Source organism: Georgenia satyanarayanai (assembly GCF_900116375.1).
GTDB classification, from domain to species: domain Bacteria; phylum Actinomycetota; class Actinomycetes; order Actinomycetales; family Actinomycetaceae; genus Oceanitalea; species Oceanitalea nanhaiensis.
In genome coordinates this window covers 35,896-57,716 of record NZ_UETB01000009.1, presented here as the reverse complement: position 1 = coordinate 57,716, position 21,821 = coordinate 35,896, and the positions used below count along the sequence as shown (strand labels likewise).

19 protein-coding genes and 1 riboswitch are annotated in these 21,821 nt (G+C 74.2%); of the genes, 10 read left to right on the top strand and 9 right to left on the bottom strand.

Features of this window, described 5'->3' with window-relative positions:
* Position 1 precedes the first annotated feature (1 nt).
* The 5 genes from purB to DSZ44_RS12200 all read left to right on the top strand — a co-directional run bounded on the left by purB (position 2) and on the right by DSZ44_RS12200 (position 5,399).
* Complete coding sequence (purB, locus tag DSZ44_RS12220; protein ID WP_110852911.1) at positions 2-1,501, top strand: adenylosuccinate lyase; 1,500 nt, start codon at positions 2-4, stop codon at positions 1,499-1,501.
* Positions 1,502-1,826: 325 nt separating this feature from the next.
* Entirely contained in the window at positions 1,827-2,384 is a 558-nt protein-coding gene (locus DSZ44_RS12215) for a vitamin K epoxide reductase family protein (RefSeq protein ID WP_110852980.1), read from the top strand.
* 68 nt (positions 2,385-2,452) lie between these two features.
* The gene (locus tag DSZ44_RS12210; RefSeq protein ID WP_110852910.1) at positions 2,453-2,734 is read left to right on the top strand and encodes a metal-sensitive transcriptional regulator; all 282 of its coding nucleotides are present in this window, start codon (positions 2,453-2,455) and stop codon (positions 2,732-2,734) included.
* 24 nt (positions 2,735-2,758) lie between these two features.
* Entirely contained in the window at positions 2,759-3,013 is a 255-nt protein-coding gene (locus tag DSZ44_RS12205; protein ID WP_110852909.1) for a heavy-metal-associated domain-containing protein, read from the top strand.
* 28 nt (positions 3,014-3,041) lie between these two features.
* A complete protein-coding gene (locus tag DSZ44_RS12200) occupies positions 3,042-5,399 on the top strand; it encodes a heavy metal translocating P-type ATPase (RefSeq protein WP_110852908.1) in 2,358 nt (785 codons plus the stop codon).
* 75 nt (positions 5,400-5,474) lie between these two features.
* On the opposite strand, the gene DSZ44_RS12195 is transcribed toward DSZ44_RS12200, so the two are convergent.
* From DSZ44_RS12195 to DSZ44_RS12185, 3 genes are read right to left on the bottom strand one after another with little or no spacing between them, the layout of a single operon-like run.
* Positions 5,475-6,326, bottom strand: a complete 852-nt coding sequence (locus DSZ44_RS12195) for a MetQ/NlpA family ABC transporter substrate-binding protein (protein ID WP_110852907.1) — start codon at positions 6,324-6,326, stop codon at positions 5,475-5,477.
* Positions 6,327-6,349: 23 nt separating this feature from the next.
* Complete coding sequence (locus tag DSZ44_RS12190) at positions 6,350-7,027, bottom strand: methionine ABC transporter permease (RefSeq protein WP_110852906.1); 678 nt, start codon at positions 7,025-7,027, stop codon at positions 6,350-6,352.
* Positions 7,027-8,001 carry a methionine ABC transporter ATP-binding protein gene (locus DSZ44_RS12185; protein WP_110852905.1) on the bottom strand — a complete coding sequence of 325 codons (975 nt, stop codon included), beginning with the start codon at positions 7,999-8,001 and terminating at the stop codon, positions 7,027-7,029. Before DSZ44_RS12185 ends, DSZ44_RS12190 begins: the two co-directional genes overlap by 1 nt.
* A gap of 7 nt (positions 8,002-8,008) precedes the next feature.
* Positions 8,009-8,094: riboswitch (SAM riboswitch) on the bottom strand.
* A gap of 99 nt (positions 8,095-8,193) precedes the next feature.
* Here DSZ44_RS12185 and DSZ44_RS12180 point away from each other — a divergent pair.
* From DSZ44_RS12180 to DSZ44_RS12170, 3 genes are read left to right on the top strand one after another with little or no spacing between them, the layout of a single operon-like run.
* Positions 8,194-8,955 carry a CPBP family intramembrane glutamic endopeptidase gene (locus DSZ44_RS12180; protein WP_181424629.1) on the top strand — a complete coding sequence of 254 codons (762 nt, stop codon included), beginning with the start codon at positions 8,194-8,196 and terminating at the stop codon, positions 8,953-8,955.
* Positions 8,956-9,001: 46 nt separating this feature from the next.
* Positions 9,002-11,632 carry a lysylphosphatidylglycerol synthase transmembrane domain-containing protein gene (locus tag DSZ44_RS12175; RefSeq protein WP_110852903.1) on the top strand — a complete coding sequence of 877 codons (2,631 nt, stop codon included), beginning with the start codon at positions 9,002-9,004 and terminating at the stop codon, positions 11,630-11,632.
* The gene (locus DSZ44_RS12170) at positions 11,629-13,032 is read left to right on the top strand and encodes a DUF2079 domain-containing protein (RefSeq protein WP_258369465.1); all 1,404 of its coding nucleotides are present in this window, start codon (positions 11,629-11,631) and stop codon (positions 13,030-13,032) included. The genes DSZ44_RS12175 and DSZ44_RS12170 overlap by 4 nt, the downstream gene beginning before the upstream one ends.
* 19 nt (positions 13,033-13,051) lie before the next feature.
* Here the strand turns inward: DSZ44_RS12170 and crcB are convergent, their stop codons facing one another.
* Positions 13,052-13,423, bottom strand: a complete 372-nt coding sequence (gene crcB / locus DSZ44_RS12165) for a fluoride efflux transporter CrcB (protein ID WP_110852902.1) — start codon at positions 13,421-13,423, stop codon at positions 13,052-13,054.
* Positions 13,420-13,815 carry a CrcB family protein gene (locus DSZ44_RS12160; protein ID WP_110852901.1) on the bottom strand — a complete coding sequence of 132 codons (396 nt, stop codon included), beginning with the start codon at positions 13,813-13,815 and terminating at the stop codon, positions 13,420-13,422. Before DSZ44_RS12160 ends, crcB begins: the two co-directional genes overlap by 4 nt.
* Positions 13,816-13,874: 59 nt before the next feature.
* Here DSZ44_RS12160 and DSZ44_RS12155 point away from each other — a divergent pair, with 59 nt between their 5' ends.
* A complete protein-coding gene (locus tag DSZ44_RS12155) occupies positions 13,875-14,489 on the top strand; it encodes a copper resistance CopC family protein (RefSeq protein ID WP_110852900.1) in 615 nt (204 codons plus the stop codon).
* Between the two features lie 141 nt (positions 14,490-14,630).
* Entirely contained in the window at positions 14,631-15,110 is a 480-nt protein-coding gene (locus tag DSZ44_RS12150; protein ID WP_110852899.1) for a hypothetical protein, read from the top strand.
* Here the strand turns inward: DSZ44_RS12150 and DSZ44_RS12145 are convergent.
* The 4 genes from DSZ44_RS12145 to DSZ44_RS12130 all read right to left on the bottom strand — a co-directional run bounded on the left by DSZ44_RS12145 (position 15,098) and on the right by DSZ44_RS12130 (position 21,774).
* Entirely contained in the window at positions 15,098-15,994 is an 897-nt protein-coding gene (locus DSZ44_RS12145; protein WP_110852898.1) for a carbohydrate kinase family protein, read from the bottom strand. The two genes, DSZ44_RS12150 and DSZ44_RS12145, sit on opposite strands and share 13 nt — an antisense overlap.
* 144 nt (positions 15,995-16,138) lie before the next feature.
* The gene (locus tag DSZ44_RS12140) at positions 16,139-16,888 is read right to left on the bottom strand and encodes a 2,3-bisphosphoglycerate-dependent phosphoglycerate mutase (protein WP_110852897.1); all 750 of its coding nucleotides are present in this window, start codon (positions 16,886-16,888) and stop codon (positions 16,139-16,141) included.
* A 13-nt stretch (positions 16,889-16,901) separates the two neighbouring features.
* On the bottom strand, positions 16,902-17,531 hold the full coding sequence (locus DSZ44_RS12135; RefSeq protein WP_110852978.1) for a CYTH domain-containing protein: 630 nt from the start codon (positions 17,529-17,531) through the stop codon (positions 16,902-16,904).
* Positions 17,532-17,625: 94 nt separating this feature from the next.
* Entirely contained in the window at positions 17,626-21,774 is a 4,149-nt protein-coding gene (locus DSZ44_RS12130) for a S8 family serine peptidase (RefSeq protein WP_110852896.1), read from the bottom strand.
* Positions 21,775-21,821: the final 47 nt, after the last annotated feature.

Sequence of the window (21,821 nt, the reverse complement as noted above, 5' to 3'; positions counted from 1 at the left end):
CATGAGCGAGCAGCCCAGCACCACGTCGTCCGCCAGCCTGTCGGCCGGAGCCGCTCCGGGGCGGCACCGCGTGTCCCTCGCGGACCTCGAGCCGCCGATCGCGCTCGGCCCGCTCGACGGGCGCTACCGCGGCGTCGTCGCCCCGCTCGTCGACCACCTCTCCGAGGCGGCCCTCAACCGGGCGCGGCTCGACGTCGAGGTCTCCTGGCTCGTCCACCTCACCACCTCCGGCGCGCTGCCGGGGGCGCCGCAGCTGAGCGACGCGGACGTCGCCTACCTGCGCGGCGTCGTCGACTCCTTCGGGGCGGAGGAGATCGCCGAGCTCGCGGAGATCGAGCGGGAGACCCGGCACGACGTCAAGGCCGTGGAGTACTTCCTCAAGCGGCGGCTGGCCGCGGCCGCCGAGGCCGTCGGCCCGGACAGCCCGCTGCCCGCCGTCGGCGAGATCGTCCACATCTTCTGCACGAGCGAGGACGTCAACAACCTCTCCTACGCCGTCACGATCCGCGACGCCGTCCGCCAGGTGTGGCTGCCCGCAGCCATCGCCCTCGTCGGGGACCTCGCCGACCTCGCCCGCGAGACGGCCGAGGTGCCGATGCTCTCGCGCACCCACGGCCAGACGGCGACCCCGACGACGCTGGGCAAGGAGGTGGCGGTGCTCGCCGCCCGCCTGCGCCGCCAGCTGCGCCGCGTCTCGGCGGCCGAGTTCATGGGCAAGCTCAACGGCGCGACGGGGACCTACGGCGCCCACGCCGTGTCGGTCCCGCAGACCGACTGGCAGGCCGTCTCGCGCTCCTTCGTCGAGGGCCTGGGCCTCACCTGGAACCCGCTGACCACCCAGATCGAGCCGCACGACTGGCAGGCCGAGCTCTACGCCGACATCGCGCGCTTCAACAGGGTGCTGCACAACCTGTGCACCGACGTGTGGACCTACATCTCCCTGGGCTACTTCCGCCAGCGCCTCGCCGCCCAGGGCTCGACCGGCTCCTCGACGATGCCGCACAAGGTCAACCCGATCCGGTTCGAGAACGCCGAGGCGAACCTCGAGGTCTCCTCCGCCCTCCTCGACACCCTCGGTGCCACGCTCGTCACCTCGCGCCTCCAGCGCGACCTCACCGACTCGACGACGCAGCGCAACATCGGCGTCGCCCTGGGGCACTCGCTGCTCGCCGTCGACAACGTCCGCCGTGGCCTGGCGGGGCTCGACGTCGACGCCGCCGCCATGGAGCGGGACCTGGACGACTCGTGGGAGGTGCTCGGCGAGGCCGTCCAGTCCGCCATGCGGGCGGCGTCCGTGGCGGGCGCCGAGGGCATGGCCGACCCGTACGAGCGCCTCAAGGAGCTCACCCGCGGGCGACGCGTGGACGCCGAGGGCATGCGCGGCCTCATCGCCGGGCTCGGGCTGCCCCGGGACGTGGAGCAGCGGCTCCTCGGGCTGACGCCGGCCACCTACACGGGGCTGGCCGCCGCGCTCGTCGCCCACCTCGACGACGTCGGCTGAGCAACCGCCCCCCCTTCTCGCCGAGCGCCCCTCCCCTTCTCGCCGAGCGCCCCTCCCCTCCTCGCCGAGCGCCCCTCCCCTCCTCGCCGAGCGCCCCTCCCCTCCTCGCCGAGCGCTGAGTTGCTCCTCCGTAACAACTCAGCGCTCGGCAGGAAAAGGGGGGGTGGGCGCCGGCGGGAAAGGGGGGGTGGGCGGCGGTGGGCGGTGGGGACCTTGGTCCGTGGGATTCGTCCGAATCGGCCCGGACGATGAACGGGTGAACCTCACCGAGACGCGACCGGGCCTACGGCAGATCCGGCACACCGACGGCTGGATCTTCGGCACCATGCTGCTGTCGGCCTGCCTCAGCCTCACGGCCTCCTTCGTGCTGTCCATCGACGCCGTCGTCCTCGCGGCCGACCCGCAGGCCCAGCTGACGTGCAACATCAGCTCCGTGCTCAGCTGCGGGGCGGTGGGAGTCTCCTCCCAGGCGAGCATCTTCGGCTTCCCCAACGCCTTCCTCGGGCTGGTCGCCGAGCCGGTGGTCATCACCATCGCGGTCGCCGGTCTGGGCGGGGTGCGCTTCCCCCGCTGGTTCATGTTCTCCGCGCAGGTCGTCTACACGCTCGGCGTGATCTTCGCCTACTGGCTCTTCTACCAGTCGATGGTCCACATCGGCGCCCTGTGCCCGTGGTGCCTGCTCGTCACGCTCTCGACGACGCTCGTCTTCGCCACCCTGCTGCACTACAACGTGCGCGAGAACAACCTCTTCCTCAGCCCCGGTGCCCACGCGCGGGCCCTGGCCTTCATCCGTGCGGGCTGGGACGGCGCCGTCGTCCTGGCCTGGGTGGGCGCCGTCGTCGTCACCATCATCCTCAAGTACGGCGCCGACCTGCTTCCCTGACACGTCCCTCCCGTGGCGGGAATACCCCTAGGGGGTATACCGTTGACGATGACGGAAGGGAGCATCACATGGCCGGCTACAGCGGCACCAAGGAGGACTACGCCCGGCGCCTGCGGCGCATCGAGGGCCAGGTCCGCGGCATCGCCCGCATGGTCGACGACGACACCTACTGCATCGACGTCCTCACCCAGATCTCCGCCGTCACCAAGGCGCTGCAGGCGGTCGGCATCGGCCTGGTCGAGGACCACCTCGGCCACTGTGTCGTCGACGCCGCCCGCTCCTCCCACGAGGAGGGCGCCGAGAAGGTCCGCGAGGCGAGCGAGGCCATCGCCCGGCTCGTCCGTTCCTAGTCCCCACCCACGAAGGAGACCCCCATGAGCACCGACCCGTCGCCCATCGACCGCACCACCGTCCTCGAGGTCGAGGGCATGACCTGCGGGCACTGCGTGTCCGCCGTGACGCGCGAGCTGGAGGACGTCAAGGACGTCTCCAAGGTCAGCGTCATCCTCCGCAACGGCGGCACCTCCGAGGTCACGGTCGTCTCCGACGCCGTCCTCGACGAGGACGCCCTGCGCGCCGCCGTCGACGAGGCCGGCTACACCGTCACCGCCGTCCGCGCCGACAACTGAGAGCACCCCACCACCGAAGGAAGGCGTCATGTCCTCCCCCACCACCAGCACACCGTTCGCTGAGATCGACCTCGCCGTCGAGGGGATGACCTGCGCCTCGTGCGTCGCGCGCGTGGAGAAGAAGCTCAACGCCGTCCCCGGCGTGAGCGCCACCGTCAACCTCGCCACCGAGAGCGCCCACCTCACCCTCGAGGAGAAGGTCCCGGACGGCGACCTCCTCGGCGCCGTCGAACGGGCCGGGTACGCCGCCACCGTCACCCGCCGCCGCACCGCCGACGACGACGCCACCCACCACGGTGGCCACGGCGACGGCGGTCACGACACCAGCGAGCACGCGCTCGCCGGGCACAGCCACGGCGCCGGGGACGACACCTCCTCGCCGGCCGAGCGGCGCCAGGCGGACCTGCGGCGCCGACTGCGCGTCTCGGCCGTGCTCACCGTGCCGGTGGTCGCGCTGTCGATGGTCCCGCCCCTCCAGCTCCCGGGCTGGCAGTGGCTCGTCGCGCTGCTGTCCCTGCCCGTCGTCACCTGGGCCGCCTGGCCCTTCCACCGTTCGGCGGCCAAGGCCGCGCGGCACGGTGCCTCGACGATGGACACCCTCGTGTCCGTCGGTGTCCTCGCCGCCACGCTGTGGTCGCTGTGGGCGCTGCTCCTCGGCGGCGCCGGGGAGATCGGGATGCGGATGACCCCGCACCTGTTCCCCCGGCAGGGTGCGCTGGGCGAGGTCGGGATGCCCGAGCTCTACTTCGAGGTCGCCGCGGTCGTCACGACCTTCCTCCTCGCGGGCCGGTACGCCGAGTCGCGCTCGCGCCGGCGGGCGGGGGACGCGCTGCGCTCCCTGCTCGCCCTCGGCGCCAAGGACGTCGCGCGGCTGACCGTGGACGACGCGGGGCGCCGCACCGAGGAGCGCGTGCCCGTCGAGCGCCTCGCCGCCGGGGACCTGTTCGTCGTCCGGCCCGGGGAGAAGGTCGCCACCGACGGCGTCGTCGTCGAGGGCAGCTCGGCGGTGGACGCCTCGATGCTCACCGGGGAGCCCGTCCCCGTCGACGTCGGCCCCGGGGACACCGTGACCGGCGCGACCGTCAACGCCTCCGGGCGGCTGGTCGTCCGGGCCACCCGCGTGGGCGAGGAGACGACGCTGGCCCGGATCGGCCGGCTCGTCACCCGCGCCCAGACCGGCAAGGCGCCCGTCCAGCGGCTCGCCGACCGCATCTCGGCCGTCTTCGTGCCGGTCGTCTTCGTCATCGCGATCGGCACCTTCGCGGTGTGGATGCTCTCGGGGGCCAACCTCCAGGCGGCGTTCACCGCCGCGGTCGCGGTCCTCATCATCGCCTGCCCCTGCGCGCTCGGGCTGGCGACCCCCACGGCCCTGCTCGTCGGCTCGGGGCGCGCCTCCCAGCTCGGCATCGTCATCAAGGGCCCGGAGATCCTCGAGTCCACCCGCCGCATCGACACCATGGTGCTCGACAAGACCGGCACGGTGACCGAGGGGCGCATGGAGCTGGCGGACGTCACGGGGAGCCGCGCGGAGGTGCTCCGGCTCGCCGGAGCGGTCGAGGCCGCCAGCGAGCACCCCATCGCCCAGGCCGTCGCGACCGGCGCCCGCGCCGAGCTCGGTGACCTGCCCGAGGTCACCGGCTTCACGGGCCACGCCGGCCGCGGGGTCAGCGGCACGGTCGAGGGCCACGTGGTCCTCGTCGGCCGCCCCGCCTGGCTCACCGAGCGCGGCGTCACCGTGCCCGACGGCGTGACCCGGGACCACGCGGACGCCGAGCGGACCGGGGCGACCGCCGTCGTCGTCGCCTGGGACGGCACCGCTCGCGGTGTCCTCGCCGTCCGTGACACCGTCAAGGCCACCTCGGCCGAGGCCGTGTCGCGGCTGCGGGAGCTGGGCGTGCGGCCGATGCTCCTCACCGGCGACAACCGGGCCACCGCCGAGGCCGTGGCCCGTGAGGTCGGCATCCCGGCCGAGGACGTCCTCGCCGAGGTGCTCCCCGAGGACAAGCTCGACGTCGTCGCCCGCCTCCAGGGCGAGGGCCGCGTCGTCGCGATGGTCGGGGACGGCGTCAACGACGCCGCGGCCCTCGCGCAGGCCGGGCAGCAGGGCCTGGGCCTGGCGATGGGCACCGGCACCGACGTCGCCATCGAGGCCAGCGACATCACGCTCGTCACGGGCGACCTCCGCGCCGCCCCGACCTCGATCGCGGTCTCCCGCGCCACCCTGCGGGTGATCAAGCAGAACCTGTTCTGGGCCTTCGCCTACAACGTCGCCGCGATCCCGCTCGCCGCGCTCGGGCTGCTCAACCCGATGATCGCCGGCGCCGCGATGGCCGCCAGCTCGGTCATCGTCGTCGGCAACTCCCTGCGCCTGCGCCGCGCGGGCTGACCCCCAGACACAAGCGCCGACAGCTGAGTTGTTCCTGGAACAACTCAGCTGTCGGCGCGTGAGGGGAGGGGTGACTCAGAAGGCGGGGATGATCTCTCCGGCGGGCCAGCGCTCGGTGATGAAGTCGCGGACGTCCTCGGAGTGGAGCGCCTCGTCGAGGGCGAGGACCGCCTCGTTCTCGGCGTCCTCGGCGCGCACGGCGAGGAGGTTGGCGTAGGGGTTGCCCTCACCGGACTCGAGGAGGATCGCGTCCTCGGCCGGGTTGAGGTCGGCCTCGAGGGCGTAGTTGCCGTTGATGACGGCCGCGTCGAAGTCCTGCAGGCTGCGGACGAGCTGCGCGGCCTCGAGCTCGGCGAGCTCGACGTTCTTCGGGTTCTCCGCGACGTCGAAGATCGTCGGGTCCTCGACGTCCTCGGCCAGCGTGAACAGGCCCTCGGAGGCGAGCAGCTCCAGGGCGCGCGCCTGGTTGGCCGGGTCGTTGGGCACGCCCACCTGGGCGCCGTCGGGCAGCTCGTCGAGGGAGGCGACGCTGTCGGAGTAGACGCCGTAGGGCTCGATGTGGACGCCCTCGAAGTGGGCGAAGTCGTAGCCCTTCTCGGCCACCTCGGCCTCGTAGTACGGCAGGTGCTGGAAGAAGTTCGCGTCCAGCTCCCCCTCGGCGAGCTGGACGTTGGGCTGGACGTAGTCGGTGTACTCGACGATGTCGAGGGTGAAGCCGGCGTCCTCGGCGAGGTTCTCCTGGACGAACTCGAGGATCTCGGCGTGCGGGGTGGGGCTGGCGCCGACGACGATCGTCGCGACCTCGCCCTCGGCGGCCGGGCTGGCGCCGTCGGTGGTGTCGTCCGCGGCGTCGCCGCAGGCCGCGAGGGTGAGGGCCGCGACGCCGGCGAGGGCGGCGATCCGCGTGGAGGTACGGGCGGTGGTCATGGGACTTCCTTTCGTGGGGACGCTCAGCGGTGGTCGACGAGTCGCGCGACCCGGTCACCGAGCATCTGGACAAGCTGGACGAGGACGATGATGACGACGACGGTCACGACCATGACGTCGGTCTGGAAGCGGTTGTAGCCGTGGTTGATGGCCAGGGCGCCCAGGCCCCCGGCACCGAGCGCGCCGGCCATCGCGGAGTAGCCGATGAGCGTGATGACGGTGACCGTGATGCCGCCGACGATCGCCGGCAGCGCCTCGCGGACGAGGACCCCGCCGACGATCGCGAGGCGGGAGGCGCCCACCATCTGCGCGGCCTCGACCTTCCCGGCGCTCACGTCGCGCACGGCCGTCTCGACGAGCCGCGCGAAGAACGGGACGGCGCCGAGGGTCAGCGGGACGACCGCCGACTCCCACCCGTAGGTGGTCCCGGTCAGCAGCCGGGTGAGCGGGAGGATCGCGATCATGAGGATGATGAAGGGGAAGGAGCGTCCGACGTTGACGACGACGGCGAGCGCCGCGTTGACCACGCGGCTGGGACGCAGACCCCCGGGACCCGTCGCGACGAGGGCCAGGCCGAGCGGCAGGCCGAGGAGCACGGTGAGCAGCGAGGACAGCCCGCTCATGTAGATGGTCTCGAGCGTGGCCTCGGGCAGCTGCTCGGTGATGACCCGGTTGGTCAGCGCGTCCTCGAGCCAGCTCATCACGCCACCTCCTCGACGTGGACGCCCACGGCGCGCAGGCGGGCCGCGGCGTCGGCGGCCGTCGCGGAGGGGACGACGACGCGCAACCGGCCGACCCGCCTGCCGGCGAGCGTCTCGATGGTGCCGGAGGAGACGTCGACGTCCTCGACGGCGGCCACCGCGGCCAGCACCCGCCCGGTGGGCACCTCGCCGGCGAAGGACACCTCGAGGGTGACACGCCCGGCGGCGGCCGGCTCCGGCGGCAGGGAGACGAGCGCGCGGGCCAGCCGCGAGCCGTGGTCCCCCGCGACCTCGGCGATGCTGCCGCTCTGCGCGACCCGCCCGCGGTCGAGCAGGGTCACCGAGTCGCAGACCTCGCGGACCACCCCCATCTCGTGGGTGATGATGAGGACGGTGAGGCCCAGACGGTCCCGGACGTCCCGGATGAGGCCGAGGATCTGGCGGGTGGTGTCGGAGTCGAGCGCCGAGGTGGGCTCGTCGCACAGGAGGACGGCCGGCTCGGCGGCGAGCGCCCGCGCGATCCCCACGCGCTGCTTCTGCCCGCCGGAGAGCTGGGAGGGGTAGGCGTCACCGCGCCCGGCGAGCCCGACGAGGTCGAGCAGCTCACGGACCCGCTCCGCACGCTCCCCGCGCGAGGCGCCCGCCACCCGCAGCGGGTAGGCGACGTTCTGCGCCGCGGTGCGCCCGTCGAGGAGGTTGACGTGCTGGAAGACCATGCCGATCCGCCGCCGCTGGCGGCGCAGCTCACGCTCACCGAGGCCGCTGAGCGCGACCCCGTCGATGGCGACCGTGCCCGAGGTCGGCTGCTCGAGGGCGGTGAGGCAGCGGATGAGCGTGGACTTCCCGGCGCCGGACTCGCCGACGATCCCGTGGACGCCTCCGCGCGGCACGTCGAGGTCGATCCCGTCGAGCGCGACGACCTGCTGCCCACCACGGCCGGGGTAGACCTTGCGCAGGCCGGTCAGACTGATCACGGGGGTCCCTCCATCGGTCCTGGCGGGAGCACCCGGTGGAACGGGTTGCTGCAGCGTCGACGAGCCAGGTCTCTCGGCTGCTCTGGATGGTGCCGCCACGGTAGGTTCGCCGCCTCCCCGCACCACCACTCGGTCCGTATGGTGAGACGCGGGCGTGGTGGCACGAGGACGGGTGGCTGCTATAACCGCCCCATGGAGACCACGCCCCGCCGGCTGCGCGCGGAGCTGTGGATCGTCCTGGGCCTGTCGCTGGGCCAGTCGGCCCTCTACGCCGTCGTCAACCTCCTCGCCCGGCTCACCGCCGAGACACCGCTGCGCGACCAGGCCACCGCGCTCAACCCCTCCCGCTCGCCGCGGCCCTACCTCGACCTCACCTACCAGCTCCTCAGCCTCGGCTTCGCGCTCGTCCCGGTGGCCCTGGCCCTCTTCCTCCTCAGCGAGCCCGGGCGCCGCGCCACCACCCGGATCGGTCTCACGTTCTCCCGCCCTGGCCGGGACCTCGCCGTCGGCGCTGGGCTGGCCGCGCTCATCGGCATCCCCGGCCTGGGCGTGTACGCGCTCGGCCGGGCGCTGGGCGTCACCGTCGAGGTCCAGGCCGCCACCCTGGACGCCACGTGGTGGGCCGTGCCGGTCCTGGTCCTCGCGGCGCTGAAGAACGCCCTGCTCGAGGAGGTGGTCGCGGCCGGCTACCTCGTCGAGCGGCTCGAGCAGCTCGGCTGGCGGGCCCCGGCGGTGGTCGCCGCGAGCGCGCTGCTGCGCGGCTGCTACCACCTCTACCAAGGCATCGGCCCGGGCCTCGCGAACGTCGCGATGGGCGTCGTCTTCGCCGAGTACTACCGGCGACGACGGCGGACCATGCCCCTCGTCGTGGCCCACACCCTCCTCGACGTCGTCGCCTTCGTCGGCTACGCCCTCCTGCCCACCGAGCTCCTCGCCGCCCTCGGCCTCACCTGAGCGCGGCTCCTGAGAGCCGCCCGCCCCACCGCCTACACTCGGGCGCATGACGGACCGGCCCGGTGAGCACACCCCCGTGGCCGACACCCCCACCCGGCAGGTGCCCCGCCGGAAGGTGCTCCTCGTCGACGTGCCCCAGGCACGCGTGCACCGCCCCCGCGACCTCCTCGAGCTCGTCCTGTCCGGGCTCGGCATCGGCGTCGTCCTGCTCCTGGCCGTGTACGCGCACGCCACGGCCATCGGCGTCACCGAGGACGTCCAGTCCGCGGCCGCGCTCGTGCTGCGCGAGATCCTCCTCCTGCCCGTCACGGTCCTCGAGGGTGTCGTCACCTTCTTCCTGCCGCTGTTCGTCATCGTCATGCAGCTCGTGCGCAGGCGGTGGCGGGCGGTCGCCGAGGCCGTCGCGGCCGCCGTCGTCGCCTGGGGGCTGACGACCGCCGCGGTGCTCCTCCTCGACGCCTACGCCCCCACCGCGCTGTCCGTGGGGCTGACGATCACCTCCGAGGGCGACGCGGTCATCGCGATGAACCCCCTCGTCGCCGCGCTCGCCGCCCTCCTCACCACCGTCGGCACCCGCGCGCACCGGCCCACCGTGCGCTGGTCGTGGAACCTGCTGTGGGTCGTCCTCGTCCTCACCGTCATCCGCGGTGCGCTCACCCTGCCCGGCGCCGTCGTCACCGTCCTCATCGGCCGCGCGATCGGGCTCGCCGGACGGTACGTCGTCGGGGTGTACAACGAGCGCGCCGAGGGCATCGCCCTGGTCCAAGGGCTGCGGCGTGCCGGGCTCGACCCCGCCCGTGTCGTGCGCCTGGACAGCGCGGGCGAGGACGTCCAGGCCTGGACGGTGACGACCAGCGCCCCCATCGGCTACACCGCGCGGCCCGTGGACCCGCTGGACACCGCGGCCGTCCCCAGCTGGCCCGGCGCCTCGGGGCGCCCGGCCGACTCGATCGTCCCCGACGTGCTCACCGACCCGCACGCCGTCGTCGCCGCCTCCGCCAGCCCCGACGGCGTCGCCCTCGACCCCGTCAGCGCCCACCGGGTGTACTCGGCGTGGGACGCGGAGGGCCGGCGCTGGTACGTCACCGTGCTCGACGGCGACCGTCAGGTGGTCGGCTACCTCGCCTCCCTGTGGGCACGCCTGCGGGTGCGGGGCCTGCACCGGCGCCGCGCGACGACGTTGCGCGACGCCGCCGACCGCGCCGCCCTCCTCGCCTACGCGACCGAGCGCGCCGGCGTCCACACCGCGCCGCTGGCCGGGCTGGCCGAGTCGCGGGACTCGGTCCTCATGGTCAGCGCCCACCTCGCCGGCGCCCGTCGGCTCAGCGACATCCCCGCCGAGGAGGTGAGCGACGAGCTGCTCGACGAGGTGTGGTGCCAGCTGTGCACGGCGCACGCGGCCGGCATCGCGCACCTCGACCTCAGTGTCGACGCCGTCCTGGTCACGACCGACGGTGAGGTCCTCCTCGTCGACTGGGAGAACGGGGAGATCGCCTCCTCCGAGCTCTCCCGCCGCCTCGACCTCGCCCAGCTCCTCGCGGCCACCGCGGCGAAGGTCGGTGAGGACCGCGCCCTCGCCAGCGCGGGGCGCTCCCTGGACAGCGAGGCGCTCGCCTCGGTGGCCCCGCTGCTCCAGCCCGTCGTCCTCACCGCGCACACGCGCGCCGCGGCGGAGCGCCCCCGCGAGCTGCTCAACTCCCTGCGGGCCCGGCTCGTCGACCAGAACCCGGCCGCCGACGTCGAGCCGATGCGGCTGGCCCGGTTCAGCATGCGCACCGTCGTCATGGTGACCATCGGCGTCGTCGCCGTCTGGTTGCTGCTCGGCACGCTGAACTTCGAGCAGGTCGTCGCCGCCACCCGCAACGCCAACCCGTGGTGGCTGCTCGCCACCTTCGGCTTCGGCGTGCTCACCTTCCTCGGCAGCGCGATGGGCCTGGTGGCCTTCGCGCCCGAGAAGCTCGGCCTGTGGCGCACCACCCTGGTCCAGGTGGCCGCGGGCGTCGTCGCGCTCGTCGCGCCGGCCGGGGTGGGGCCGGCGGCCCTCAACCTCCGCTTCCTCAACCGGCAGCGGATCGCCACCCCGCTGGCCGTGGCCACCGTCGCGCTCGTCCAGGTCTCGCAGTTCGTCACCACGGTGCTGCTGCTCGTCACGATGGCCCTGCTCACCGGCAGCGCCGGCACGCTCTCGGTGCCCTCGGGCGCCGTCAACGCGGTCGCGATCACCGCCGTCCTCATCGTCGTCGTGCTGCTGGCGGTGCCGCCCGTGCGCACGTGGCTGTGGCAGAAGGTCGGGCCCACCCTGCGGCAGGTGTGGCCGCGGGTGCTGTGGGTGGTGGGCAGCCCCCGCCGCCTGCTCGTCGGGCTGGGGGGCAACGTCATCATGACGCTCGGCTACGTCGCGGCCTTCGGCTCGGCCCTCGCCGCCTTCGGCCACAGCCTGCCGCTGACGACGCTGGCGATCACCTACCTCACCTCCAACACCGTCGGGGCGGCCGTGCCCTCCCCCGGTGGCATCGGTCCCGTGGAGGCCGCGCTGACCGGTGGGCTCACCGTCGCCGGCATCCCCGCGGGCGTCGCCTTCTCCGTGGCGCTCGTCTTCCGGCTGCTCACCTTCTGGATCCGCGTGCCGCTCGGGTGGGCGGCCCTGCGCCACCTCCAGCGCAAGGGAGCGGTGTGACCGCGCCGGTCACCACCACCCGTCGGGCACGGCTGGGGCAGCCGGAGGCGTGGGGCGTGGCCGTGGCAGGCGCCGCGCTCTACGCGCTCGTCGCGGTCCTCCAGTGGCGCCGGCTGGAGGCGCCGTCGTGGGACCTGGCGATCTTCACCCAGCTCGCCAAGGCCTACGCGGGCCTGGACGCGCCGATCGTGCCCATCAAGGGCGACGGCTTCAACCTCCTGGGCGACCACTTCCACCCGGTCCTCGTGCTCCTCGGCCCCGTCTACGCCGTCGCCCCCTCCGGGCTGAGCCTGCTCGTCGTCCAGGCCCTGCTCGTCGGCGTGTCCGCGTGGCCGCTGACGGCGCTGGCCGTGCGGTGGCTGGGGCGCCGGCCCGGTCTCGCGGTGGGCGCCGCGTACGTCCTGTCGCACGGCGTCCAGGGCGCCGTGCGCAGCCAGTTCCACGAGGTCGCCTTCGCACTGCCGCTCCTCGCCTTCGGGCTGCGGGCGCTCCTCGAGCGGCGGTGGCGGGCGAGCGTCCTGTGGCTGGCGCCGCTCGTCCTCGTCAAGGAGGACCTCGGGCTGCTCGTCGCCGTCCTCGGGCTCGTCATCTGGTGGCGCGGCGCGCGCCGGGCGGGCCTCGCCCTGGCGGGGTGGGGCGTGGCGTGGTTCGTCCTCGCGACGGCCGTCATCCTGCCGGCGCTCAACCCCCGCGGCCAGTACGACTACACCGACCGGCTCACGGTGGGCGACGTCGTCGGGGACCCTCTCGGCGCGCTCGCGGGCGTCCTCGGCCCGGGCGAGAAGGTCGTCACGGTGCTCCTGCTCGTCCTCGCGGCGGGCGTCGTCGGCGTGCGCTCCCCGATCCTCCTCGCCGCGGTGCCGACGCTCGCCTGGCGCTTCCTCGGGGAGGTGGAGTTCTACTGGACCTGGGTGTGGCACTACGACGCCGTCCTCATGCCGCTCGCCACCGCCGCCCTGCTCGACGCGCTCGGGCCGCGCCCCGCCGAGCCCGACCGGCGCCGGCCACCGCGGGTCGCCGTCGCGATCGGTGCCGCCTGGCTCGCCGTCGTGCTCACCGTCCCGGACCTGCCCGTCGTACGCCTCGCGAGCCCCGACACGTGGCAGGCCTCCCCGCGCACGGAGGCCGCCCGGGAGGTCGTCGGGACGGTGCCGCAGGGCGCCGTCGTCGCCAGCGACATCTCCCTCCTCGCGCGTCTCGTGCCGACGACGACGGCGCTGTGGTCCGGGACGGCCGACAACCCGGTCGCGGACTACTACGTCATCGACCGGCAGGGCGGGACCTGGGGAGGCGACCCGCCGGAGGACGCCGCGCGGTACGCCGAGGACAAGCACCCGGGGACCGACTACGAGCTCGTCCTGGACCGCGAGGGCTACCAGGTGGCACGCCGCGTCGGCTGACGCGGCGGGCCACGCGGCGTCAGCCCAGGAGCGCGGACGTGGCGGCGGCGCCGAGCGCAGCGGCCGCGACGGTGCCGAGGAGGCTGCCGAGGGCGTAGCCCGCCGCCCGCCCGGGCCGGCCGCGCTGGAGGAGGCGGACGGCCTCGAGCGACGCCGTCGAGAAGGTCGTGTAGCCGCCGCAGAACCCGGCCAGGGCGACGACGTAGACCTGCGGGTCCAGGGAGCCGGCCGCGAGCGCGCCGACGAGGCAGCCCGCGAGCAGGCTGCCGCTGAGGTTGACGGCGGTCGTCCCGCGCGGCACCCCGTCCGGCCCGCCGGGTGGGAGCAGGGAGTCCAGGACGTACCGGGCCGCGGCTCCGAGCGCGCCACCGAGGGCGACGAGCAGGATCATCGCGCCGCCCTCCGCGCCCCGACGACGACGCCCGCCCCGCACGCGACCAGCCCGGCGAGGACCGTCCCGAGGCCGTAGGCCCCAGCGCCCGCCCACTGACCGGCGTCGAGCCGGGCGAGCACCTCGACGGCGATGCCGGAGTAGGTGGTGAAGCCGCCCAGGGCCCCGGTGCCGAGCAGGAGCCGCACCCGGCGGCGGCGTCCCGTGTCGCGCCCACCGCGGGCGAGCCGCTCGAGGAGGAGCCCGAGGAGGAAGGCCCCGACGACGTTGACGGCGAGCGTCGCGGCCCAGCCGTGCGCGCCGGCCGCGCCGACGAGGAGGTGGCGGGCGACGGCACCGGCCGCGCCGCCGGCGGCGACCGTGGCCACCGAGCGGGCGTCCAGCTGCTTCATCAGGGCCGATGGTAGGGCGTCGGGCCCGCTCCCGCCGCGGGTCTGCCTAGCATGGGGCCATGACTTCGACCGTCGCTGCTCGTCGCACCCGCTCCGCCGTCCTCGTCCTGCTCGTCGTCCTCGGGACGCTCGGTCTCGGGACGGCGGCGCAGGCCCACGACATGCTCGTCGCCTCGGACCCCGCCGAGGGGACGGTCCTCGACGCACCGCCGGAGTCGATCACGCTGAGCTTCAACAACCCGCCGCTCGAGGTGGGCTCGGCGATCGAGGTCGTCGACGCGGACGGCACGACCCTCGCCGAGGGCGAGGGCACCGTGGACGGGACCGACGTCGTCCTCGCACTCGACTCCGCGCTGCCGGCCGGGCAGCTCGAGGTGCGCTGGCGCGTGGCCTCCGGCGACGGCCACCCCATCGACGGCGTCATCCCCTTCGAGGTGACCGAGCCCGTCGAGCCGGCCACCACGGAGGCCGCCGAGCCGGCCACCACCGAGCCGACGACCGAGGCGGCGGAGACCACCGAGGTGGCAGAGACGACGGAGGCGGCGGAGACGACGGAGTCCGGGGCGTCCGGGCTGCCCACGGCCGCCAAGGTCGCCATCGCCGTCGCGGCGCTCGGTGCGGTCGCCGCGCTCGTCGTCCTCATCGTGAGGCGGCAGCGCACCGACCGCCTGTGAGGAACGTCTCCGCCCGTTCCGCCACGGCCGCCGCGGGTCCGTGGGATACGTGAGATCCCCAGCAGGACGCCGAAAACGGGGCTCTCCACCGCCCTCCGCGACCGACGGGACCCCGCTGCGCACAGGCTTAACGTGTCTGCCATGACACGTCGACTCATCCTCCCCGCAGTCCTCCTGCTCGGTCTGACCGCCTGCAGCTCCAGCACGTCCGACGACGAGTCCACCCCGGCGGCCTCCGCGTCGCAGAGCCCCGAGCAGGTCGCCTGCGAGGGCTTCTACGAGGGCACCGGCACGCCGCTCGCCGAGCGCGCCGAGAGCGCCCGCACCGCCCTGTCCGGTGGCGAGGTCGTGGACGACGCCACCTACGTCGAGATCAACGCGCTCGAGCAGCGCCTCACCGAGCTCGGCCGCAGCGCCCCGGCCGAGATCGCCTCCCTCCTCGAGGACGTCAACACCCCGTTCACCGAGGCCGTCGCGGCCGTCAACGAGGCGCGCGACCAGGCCGACCCCGAGACCGGCGAGGTCACCTTCCCCGACCTCACGCAGGTCGACGTCGCAGGCTCCGAGGCCGCGCAGGGCGAGATCGACAGCGCCTGCTCCGCCGCCGGCTACGAGGCCTGAGCCGCCCCGCCCGGACGCGCCGCTGCCGCCTCGAGGACGTCCTCCCGCAGCCCGTCGGGCTCGCCGGGGTGGGCGATCGTCCAGGCGGCAGCGGCCGCTGCGTACTCCATGGCGGTGCGCGCGGCACAGCCGCGCGCAAAGACGTAGTGCGCCAGGGTGGCGGCATAGGTCGCCCCCAGCCCCGCCGGCCGTGGGCCCGGGCCCAGGTCCCGGGCTGGCACGTGCAGCACCTCCTCGGAGTGGTGCACCATCCCCACGGCCCCCCGGGCACCGAGGGTGAGGACGACGAGCCGGGCCGCTGAGCGGCGCCGCCACGTCCGGAGCAGCTGCTCCTCGTCGTGCCCGTCGTGGCCCATGACGAGCAGGTCGGCGCCGAGGTAGAGCTGCTGCTCGAGGAGGGGCGGCGCACTCACCGTCCCGAGCGCCGCGGCCACGGGCACGCCCGTGGCCTGCGCCGAGGAGACCAGCGCCGCCGTGGGGAGCACGCCGTCGACCATGACGAGGTCGGAGGTCGCCAGGGCCCCGAGGTCGAGGGCGACGTGGGCGCTGCGGGCCTCCCCGAGGTCGCGGCTGATCTGCCGCCGGCCGTCGCCCTCGAGGACGACGGCGCGGGGCGAGCGGGGCAGCGACCGCGGGCACATCGCCGAGTTGACGCCGTAGCGGTAGGCCGCGACGTCGACGGCCGCGGCCTCGGCGTCCTCCCCGAGCGGCGCGGCGAGGTAGACCTCGTCCCCCAGGGCCGCGAGCGTCCGGGCGGCGGCGAAGCCGGACCCGCCGACTGAGGCCGAGATCGGCACGTCGCGCACCGCCCGGTACTCGACCGGGAAGGTGTCGACGGGCAGCGTGACGACGGCATAGGCCATGCCGACGACGACCACTCTCATCGCTTCCCCCTCATACCCGCGACTCTGCGGACCTTCCCGCGAAGCCTAGCCGCAGCACCCGGCCGTGCACCTCGGGCGGAGGGACGATCGGGCAGCCCGGAGGGTGGACCGACGGGGACCGGGAGTGGGAGTGCCCGGTAGCTCTCAGGTACCGCCCTGCGCGGCGATCGCGGCCGCCTCCGCGGCGGCCAGCCGCGGGTCGAGGTAGCGCCCGCCGCGAACGCGGGGCACGAGGCCCGGGCCGAGCTCGTACAGCAGCGGGCGGGCGTTGGGGAGGTTGAGCTCGCGCAGCTCCGCGGGGCTGAGGTCGTCGACGAGCGCACACAGGGCGCGCAGGGAGTTGCCGTGGGCGACGACGAGGACGTGGCGGCCGGCGCGCAGCGCGTCGCCGAGCGTGCCCTCCCACAGCGGTCGCACCCGCGCGACGACGTCGGCGAGCGACTCCGTGGAGGCCAGCGCCTCGGCGGGCAGGGCGGCGAAGGGCGGCAGCGAGCGCCACAGCTCGACCGTGCGTCCGGGCAGGGGGTCGGGGCGGCCGTCGAGGGAACGGCGCCAGTGGAGGAAGAGCTCCCGACCGTGACGCTCGGCGACCTCCCGCTTGCCGTAGCCGCTCAGGGCGCCGTAGCTGCGCTCGTTGAGCCGCCAGTCGCGCACGACCTCACCGCCGACGACACCGGCGACGATGTCCGCGGTGTGCCAGGAGCGGACGAGCTCCGAGGCGAGGACGACGTCGGGGCGCCAGCCGGTGGCGTGCAGGCGGGCGGCGGCGTCGTGGCAGGCCTGCTCGCCGTGCGGGGTGAGACCGACGTCCAGCACCCCGGTGAACAGGCCGAGGGCGTTGGCGGCGCTCTCGCCGTGGCGGACGAGCACGAGCGACCCGGGGGCTCCAGTCATGGGAAGGTGCGCGTCAGCTGGGCAGACCGAGCTGGTTCGTGCCGAACTCGGTGAGGAAGCGGGGCCCGTTCGTCTCGAGCTCGCGGCCGTACGCGGCGCTCCAGTGGCTGTAGGGGCTGGTGGCGAGGGCGTCGTTGGCGAAGCGGGGGTCGTCGGTGACCTCGCTGCGGCAGAAGTCCGGGATGGCGAGGTCCGTGACGGGGCCGCCGCGCTCGCACTCGGCGACGACGAGGGGCTCGTTGCGGCCGAGGAAGGAGTCGATGACCCAGCCGTCGTCACCCAGCCACACCGAGTAGCGCAGCTTGGCCACGAGGTCACCGCCGAGGCGGACCATCGCCAGGCCGGCGGTGACGTCCAGCTCCCGTTCGGCCTCGTAGCGGGTGCCGCCGACGTAGGGGCCCTTGGCGGTGAGGGCGCAGAAGGTGAAGGAGCCGGCCGCGGCCTCGAGGAGCTCGCGCTCGTCGCCCCAGGTGGGCAGCGAGCCGGCGGGCGCGGGGCCCTGGAGCCGGATGCGCAGGGCGTAGCCGTCGGCGGCGAGGAAGTAGCTCTGGACGATGAGGACCGGGTGCGGCTCGCGCAGGGCCGCGGTCGGCAGCTCGGGGACGAAGAACTTCCGCTCGAACTCGAAGTCGCCGTCGCTCATGCCCTGACGGTAGCGCGAGCCGCCCCACGAGCCCAGCATTTGGCGCGGGGGCGCGGCAGTCGCCTGCCGCGCCCCCGTCCTCGTGCCGCCCGGCTCAGCGGGGCAGGATGGTCGCCAGGTCGATGCCGGGCAGGTAGCCGGTGTCGCCGCCGTACGTGGCGGTGAGGAGGGTGAGGAAGCGGACCGGCGGCAGCTGCACGGTCGCGGCACCGTCCTCGTCGAGCTCGACACGGTCGACGACGCGGAAGCCCGCGGTCACCGTGACCGAGCCGGTGGGCACCGGGGCGCCACCGCGGCCGAGGACCTCGACGCCGATCTGTGGGGAGCTGCCCCTGGGCACGCGGGAGTCGGCGTCGATGTCGACGCGTGGCAGCGCCGGCAGCACGACGTACGTCGCGGCACGGCTCGTCGAGCCCTCCACGGCATAGCTGCCGGAGTACCTCGCAGTGAGCCGGTGGGCGCCTGCGGCGAGGTCACGCGGGAGGGGCACCGTGGCGGTCGTCGTGCTGGAGTTCGGGTCACCGTCGAGCTCGCCGGTGCCGACGACCTCCCCGCCGGCGAGAATGTCCACGGTGCCCCACGGCGGTGCACTCGTCCCCACGACCGTCACCTCAGCCGTCGTCTCGTCCCCGTACGCGCCGAGAGCACGGGAGAGACGGAGGCTCGTCGTCGATGTCGACTTCACCACCTCGATCGTCACCGGCGCGGAGACCGACGGCTCCCACCGAGGGGAGTCCGGCGTGAAGACCGCGGTAAAGGTGTAGGTACCGGCGCGGAGCGCGGTGCCGACGGTGGCCTCCCCCTCCTGGACCCACAGCTCGGTGAGCTCCTCACCGTCGATCTGGAACAGCATGTCGCCGGTCGCCTCCGCCGGGTCGACCCTCGCCGTGAGGTACAGGTGCCCGTCGACCGTGGCGTCACCGTCGACGGTGAGGGTCGTCGTCGTCGGGACGGCGACGACCTCCGGGACGGTGACGTCCACGACCTGTGCCCGCTCGCCGTCGGTGTTGTGCGAGTGCAGGACGAGCAGCGGCCCGACGTCCGCCCCGGCCTCCGGCGAGCGGTGGACGGTGATGTCCGTGCCCGAGGGGTCGAAGACGTCGTTGAGCGCCCCGCCGCTGGTCCACAGGTCGGGGGCGAAGGGGTCGTAGGTGAAGGGCTCGACACCGTCGACGATGTTGAGGCCGTTCGGGGCGTACCCGGAGAAGGTCCAGACGCTGAAGGTCGGCACGACGCCCGGCTGGAACAGGCTCAGCGGGATCGGCGCGACGAGGACGTTGTTGTCGTAGACGGTCGTGTCGGCGTCGCCCCAGGCGCCGTTGACGGCGCTCTGGGAGTAGCTCTGCCCGGTCCTGGCGTCGTAGGTGTGGGCGATCGTCACGTCCAGCGTCGGGTCGAGCTTCTGGACGGCGGTCTGGATGTCCGGGATGCCGTCACCGGTGACGTCGGTGTCGATGACCGGGACGGTCGTCGTGCCGAGCGTGGGCCACTCGCCCTGGACGGCGATGCCGATGCCGAGGTAGCCGAGTGCCGGGTTGTAGCCGGCCTCCACCAGGCGCGGCGCCGTCGACATCGCGCCGACGTACCGGATGTCACCGGCGGCCACCTGGCTGGGGGAGGTGACGCTCGCGTCGGCGTCCTCGAGGCGCGGGCTCGTGGCGACGAGCTCGAGCACCGAGGTCAGCGAGGTCCAGCCGCCGGAGTCGACGTGGCGCCCGGTCAGCTCCAGGGGCGCGGTCAGCGCGTCCGCCGCGGCGAACTCCACGGGCTGGGCCGCGAGGTCGGAGACGAGACGCGGGGACGCGTGCACCGGGACGTGCAGGGTGGGTCCGGTGCCCGGGCGCGGCGGCTGGAGGACGAGCTGGCCCGACAGCGCCGCGACGTACTCGCGGGGCACACCGACACCGGAGTCCGCCGACTGCGTGGGGTCGATGTCCCGGGCGAGGGTCTCGGGGTCGGCCGTCAGCGTGACCGTGACGGTCCTGCTGCGGCCGGGCGGGACGGTGATCGAGGACGGCGTGGTCGTGACGGTCGCGCCGCCCGTAGTCGTGGCTGCCTCGAAGGTCGGGCGGAAGACGACGGGGCCACGGTTCTCGAGGTTCTCCACGGTCACCGTGCGGCGCAGCGTGACCGTCTCGTCGCCGACGTCGACGACCCCGAAGGCCACCGAGACCGCGTCCGGCGCGCTCGAGTCGTAGGCGATGACGCCGGTGCTCACGGCGGCGAGCGCGTCGACGCGGCCCGCACCCACCCGCTCGGGGCCGAAGACGGGGCCACCGGGGCCGGGCTGGGAGTACACCGGGTTGGTCGCCGTGTTCATGATGCCGGCCTTGACCTCCTCCGGGCTCCAGCCCGGGTTGGTGGCCCGCACGAGGGCGGCGATGCCCGCGACGTGCGGGGCGGCCATCGAGGTTCCCGACAGGGTGTGCGCCATGGTGCCGGCGCCGGCCGCGGCCGAGGAGATGCGGGTGCCCGGCGCGGCGACGTCGGGCTTGACGACGCCCAGCGAGCCGTGGGCGCCGCGCGAGGAGCCGGTGTTGAGGACGTCGGCGACGGACTCGTCGGTGACGAAGGCGGCGTCGCGGTAGGAGGGGCCCAGGCGCACGCTCAACGTGCCGGCCTGGACCTCCGGCAGGAGCCGGTCCGTGGCGGCGGCGGTGAGCTGGGCCCCGGGGGTCTCGGCGTCACCAGCGATGCCCGCGGTGAAGATCGCGTTCTCGGTGCCGATGAGGACACCGGCCGCACCGGCGGCCGTCGCGTTCGCCCAGCGGGCGCCGCTGCCGCACGCTCGGGTGTTGTCGTTGTCGTCCCAGTGCAGCCACACGATCGCGCCGACGATCTGCTCGGCGTAGTCGGTGAGCGGCTGGCAGCCGTCGACGCCGTCGCCCAGGTAGACGACGGGGCCCTCGGCGTCCTCGCTGCCCGCGTAGGAGACGGTGTTCTGGGCGGCGTGGCGACCGAGGAGGGACTCGTCCGCGGCGCCGGTGACCTCGACGGCGTCGAAGGTCATCGTGTCGGCGACGGAGTTGGCGACGGCGAGGGCGCTGCTCGAGTTGCCCGGTGAGCCGCCGACGTCGGTGACGTCGCCGGAGTTGCCGGCGGACATGACCGAGAGGGTGCCGAGGTCACTGAGCCGGTTGACGAAGAGGTTCTCGGGGTCGTCGACCGGGGCGGCGGAGGCGCCGAGGGAGAGGTTGACGATGTCGAGACGGTCGTTGAAGTCGAGGTCCCCGTCGGGGTCGGCCGCCCACTCCAGCGCGTTGATCGTCACGTTGGTGGACCCGCCGTGGTCGCCGAAGACCTTGAGGGCGTAGATGCCGGCCTCCGGCGCGGCCCCCGGGCCGACCTTCCAGTCGCTGATGTCCTCGAGGTCGCCGTAGTCGCCGCGGAAGGTCTCACCCTCCGCGGTGACGCCGTAGCCGGCGGCGCTGCCGGCGACGTGCGTGCCGTGACCGCCGTGGTCGCGGGTGTAGAGCCCGTCGATGGGGTTCGGGTCCGGCTGCGGCACGGTGGTGGAGCCGGGCAGGTCACCCGACGCGTCGTACAGGGTGCCGGCGAAGTCGTAGCCGCCGAGGAACTTGGCGCCGTCGAAGGTGCCCTCGGGCGCGGGGACGGTGCCGTCCTCGCCGTAGGCGGTGGCGTAGGCCTCCGCGGTGCCGGGCCCGCCGAAGTCCGCGTGGGTGTAGTCGACGCCGGTGTCGATGATGCCGATGCGCACCCCCTCGCCCGTCTCGCCGTAGGACTCCCACACCTCGGCAGCACGGGTGAAGACGTCCACACCCTTGTTCATCGGCTCCTTGAGCGGGACGAGGGCCACGGAGACGACGTCGTCGGACTCCGCGAGCTCGCGCACCTGGGCGGCGTCGCCCGTGACGATGGTGCCGGCGACGAGGTTGCTCGTCACCGACAGGCGCTGCGGCCCGGCGCTACGGGCGCGCGCACCGGCGCCGGCCTCGGCCGGGACGACGTCCTCCGCCAGGCTCTCGACATCCTCCGCCGCCTCCCCGGCCTCGGAGGTGGACCCTCCGGCCTCGACGACGTCGAGCGCCGAGGGCGCGTCGAGCCGGACGAAGGCGGTGACGTTGCCCTCGGCCGCCTCGAGCGTCTCGCCCACCTTGTCGGTGAGGTCGAGGCCCGGGAGCGGCTCGGGGCCCGCGGGACCGGCACCCGCGGGGACGGCGCCCAGCACCCCGACCGCCCCGAGGACGAGGGCACTGGCGGCTGCGGTCAGTGATCGACGCATCGACACTCTCATTTCGTCGTAACCACCCGCGACGACGTCGTCACGGG

Excerpts from the sequence above, each read along its gene's own strand:
- DSZ44_RS12210 (WP_110852910.1), top strand. The coding sequence starts at position 2,453 with ATGGCCGGCTACAGCGGCACCAAGGAGGACTACGCCCGGCGCCTGCGG.
- crcB (WP_110852902.1), bottom strand. The coding sequence starts at position 13,423 with ATGATCCTGCTCGTCGCCCTCGGTGGCGCGCTCGGAGCCGCGGCCCGG.
- DSZ44_RS12205 (WP_110852909.1), top strand. The coding sequence starts at position 2,759 with ATGAGCACCGACCCGTCGCCCATCGACCGCACCACCGTCCTCGAGGTC.
- DSZ44_RS12195 (WP_110852907.1), bottom strand. The coding sequence starts at position 6,326 with ATGACCACCGCCCGTACCTCCACGCGGATCGCCGCCCTCGCCGGCGTC.
- DSZ44_RS12145 (WP_110852898.1), bottom strand. The coding sequence starts at position 15,994 with ATGAGAGTGGTCGTCGTCGGCATGGCCTATGCCGTCGTCACGCTGCCC.
- DSZ44_RS12160 (WP_110852901.1), bottom strand. The coding sequence starts at position 13,815 with ATGAAGCAGCTGGACGCCCGCTCGGTGGCCACGGTCGCCGCCGGCGGC.
- DSZ44_RS12150 (WP_110852899.1), top strand. The coding sequence starts at position 14,631 with ATGACACGTCGACTCATCCTCCCCGCAGTCCTCCTGCTCGGTCTGACC.
- DSZ44_RS12135 (WP_110852978.1), bottom strand. The coding sequence starts at position 17,531 with ATGAGCGACGGCGACTTCGAGTTCGAGCGGAAGTTCTTCGTCCCCGAG.
- DSZ44_RS12190 (WP_110852906.1), bottom strand. The coding sequence starts at position 7,027 with ATGAGCTGGCTCGAGGACGCGCTGACCAACCGGGTCATCACCGAGCAG.
- DSZ44_RS12155 (WP_110852900.1), top strand. The coding sequence starts at position 13,875 with ATGACTTCGACCGTCGCTGCTCGTCGCACCCGCTCCGCCGTCCTCGTC.
- DSZ44_RS12130 (WP_110852896.1), bottom strand. The coding sequence starts at position 21,774 with ATGCGTCGATCACTGACCGCAGCCGCCAGTGCCCTCGTCCTCGGGGCG.
- DSZ44_RS12180 (WP_181424629.1), top strand. The coding sequence starts at position 8,194 with ATGGAGACCACGCCCCGCCGGCTGCGCGCGGAGCTGTGGATCGTCCTG.
- DSZ44_RS12140 (WP_110852897.1), bottom strand. The coding sequence starts at position 16,888 with ATGACTGGAGCCCCCGGGTCGCTCGTGCTCGTCCGCCACGGCGAGAGC.
- DSZ44_RS12200 (WP_110852908.1), top strand. The coding sequence starts at position 3,042 with ATGTCCTCCCCCACCACCAGCACACCGTTCGCTGAGATCGACCTCGCC.
- purB (WP_110852911.1), top strand. The coding sequence starts at position 2 with ATGAGCGAGCAGCCCAGCACCACGTCGTCCGCCAGCCTGTCGGCCGGA.
- DSZ44_RS12175 (WP_110852903.1), top strand. The coding sequence starts at position 9,002 with ATGACGGACCGGCCCGGTGAGCACACCCCCGTGGCCGACACCCCCACC.
- DSZ44_RS12215 (WP_110852980.1), top strand. The coding sequence starts at position 1,827 with ATGCTGCTGTCGGCCTGCCTCAGCCTCACGGCCTCCTTCGTGCTGTCC.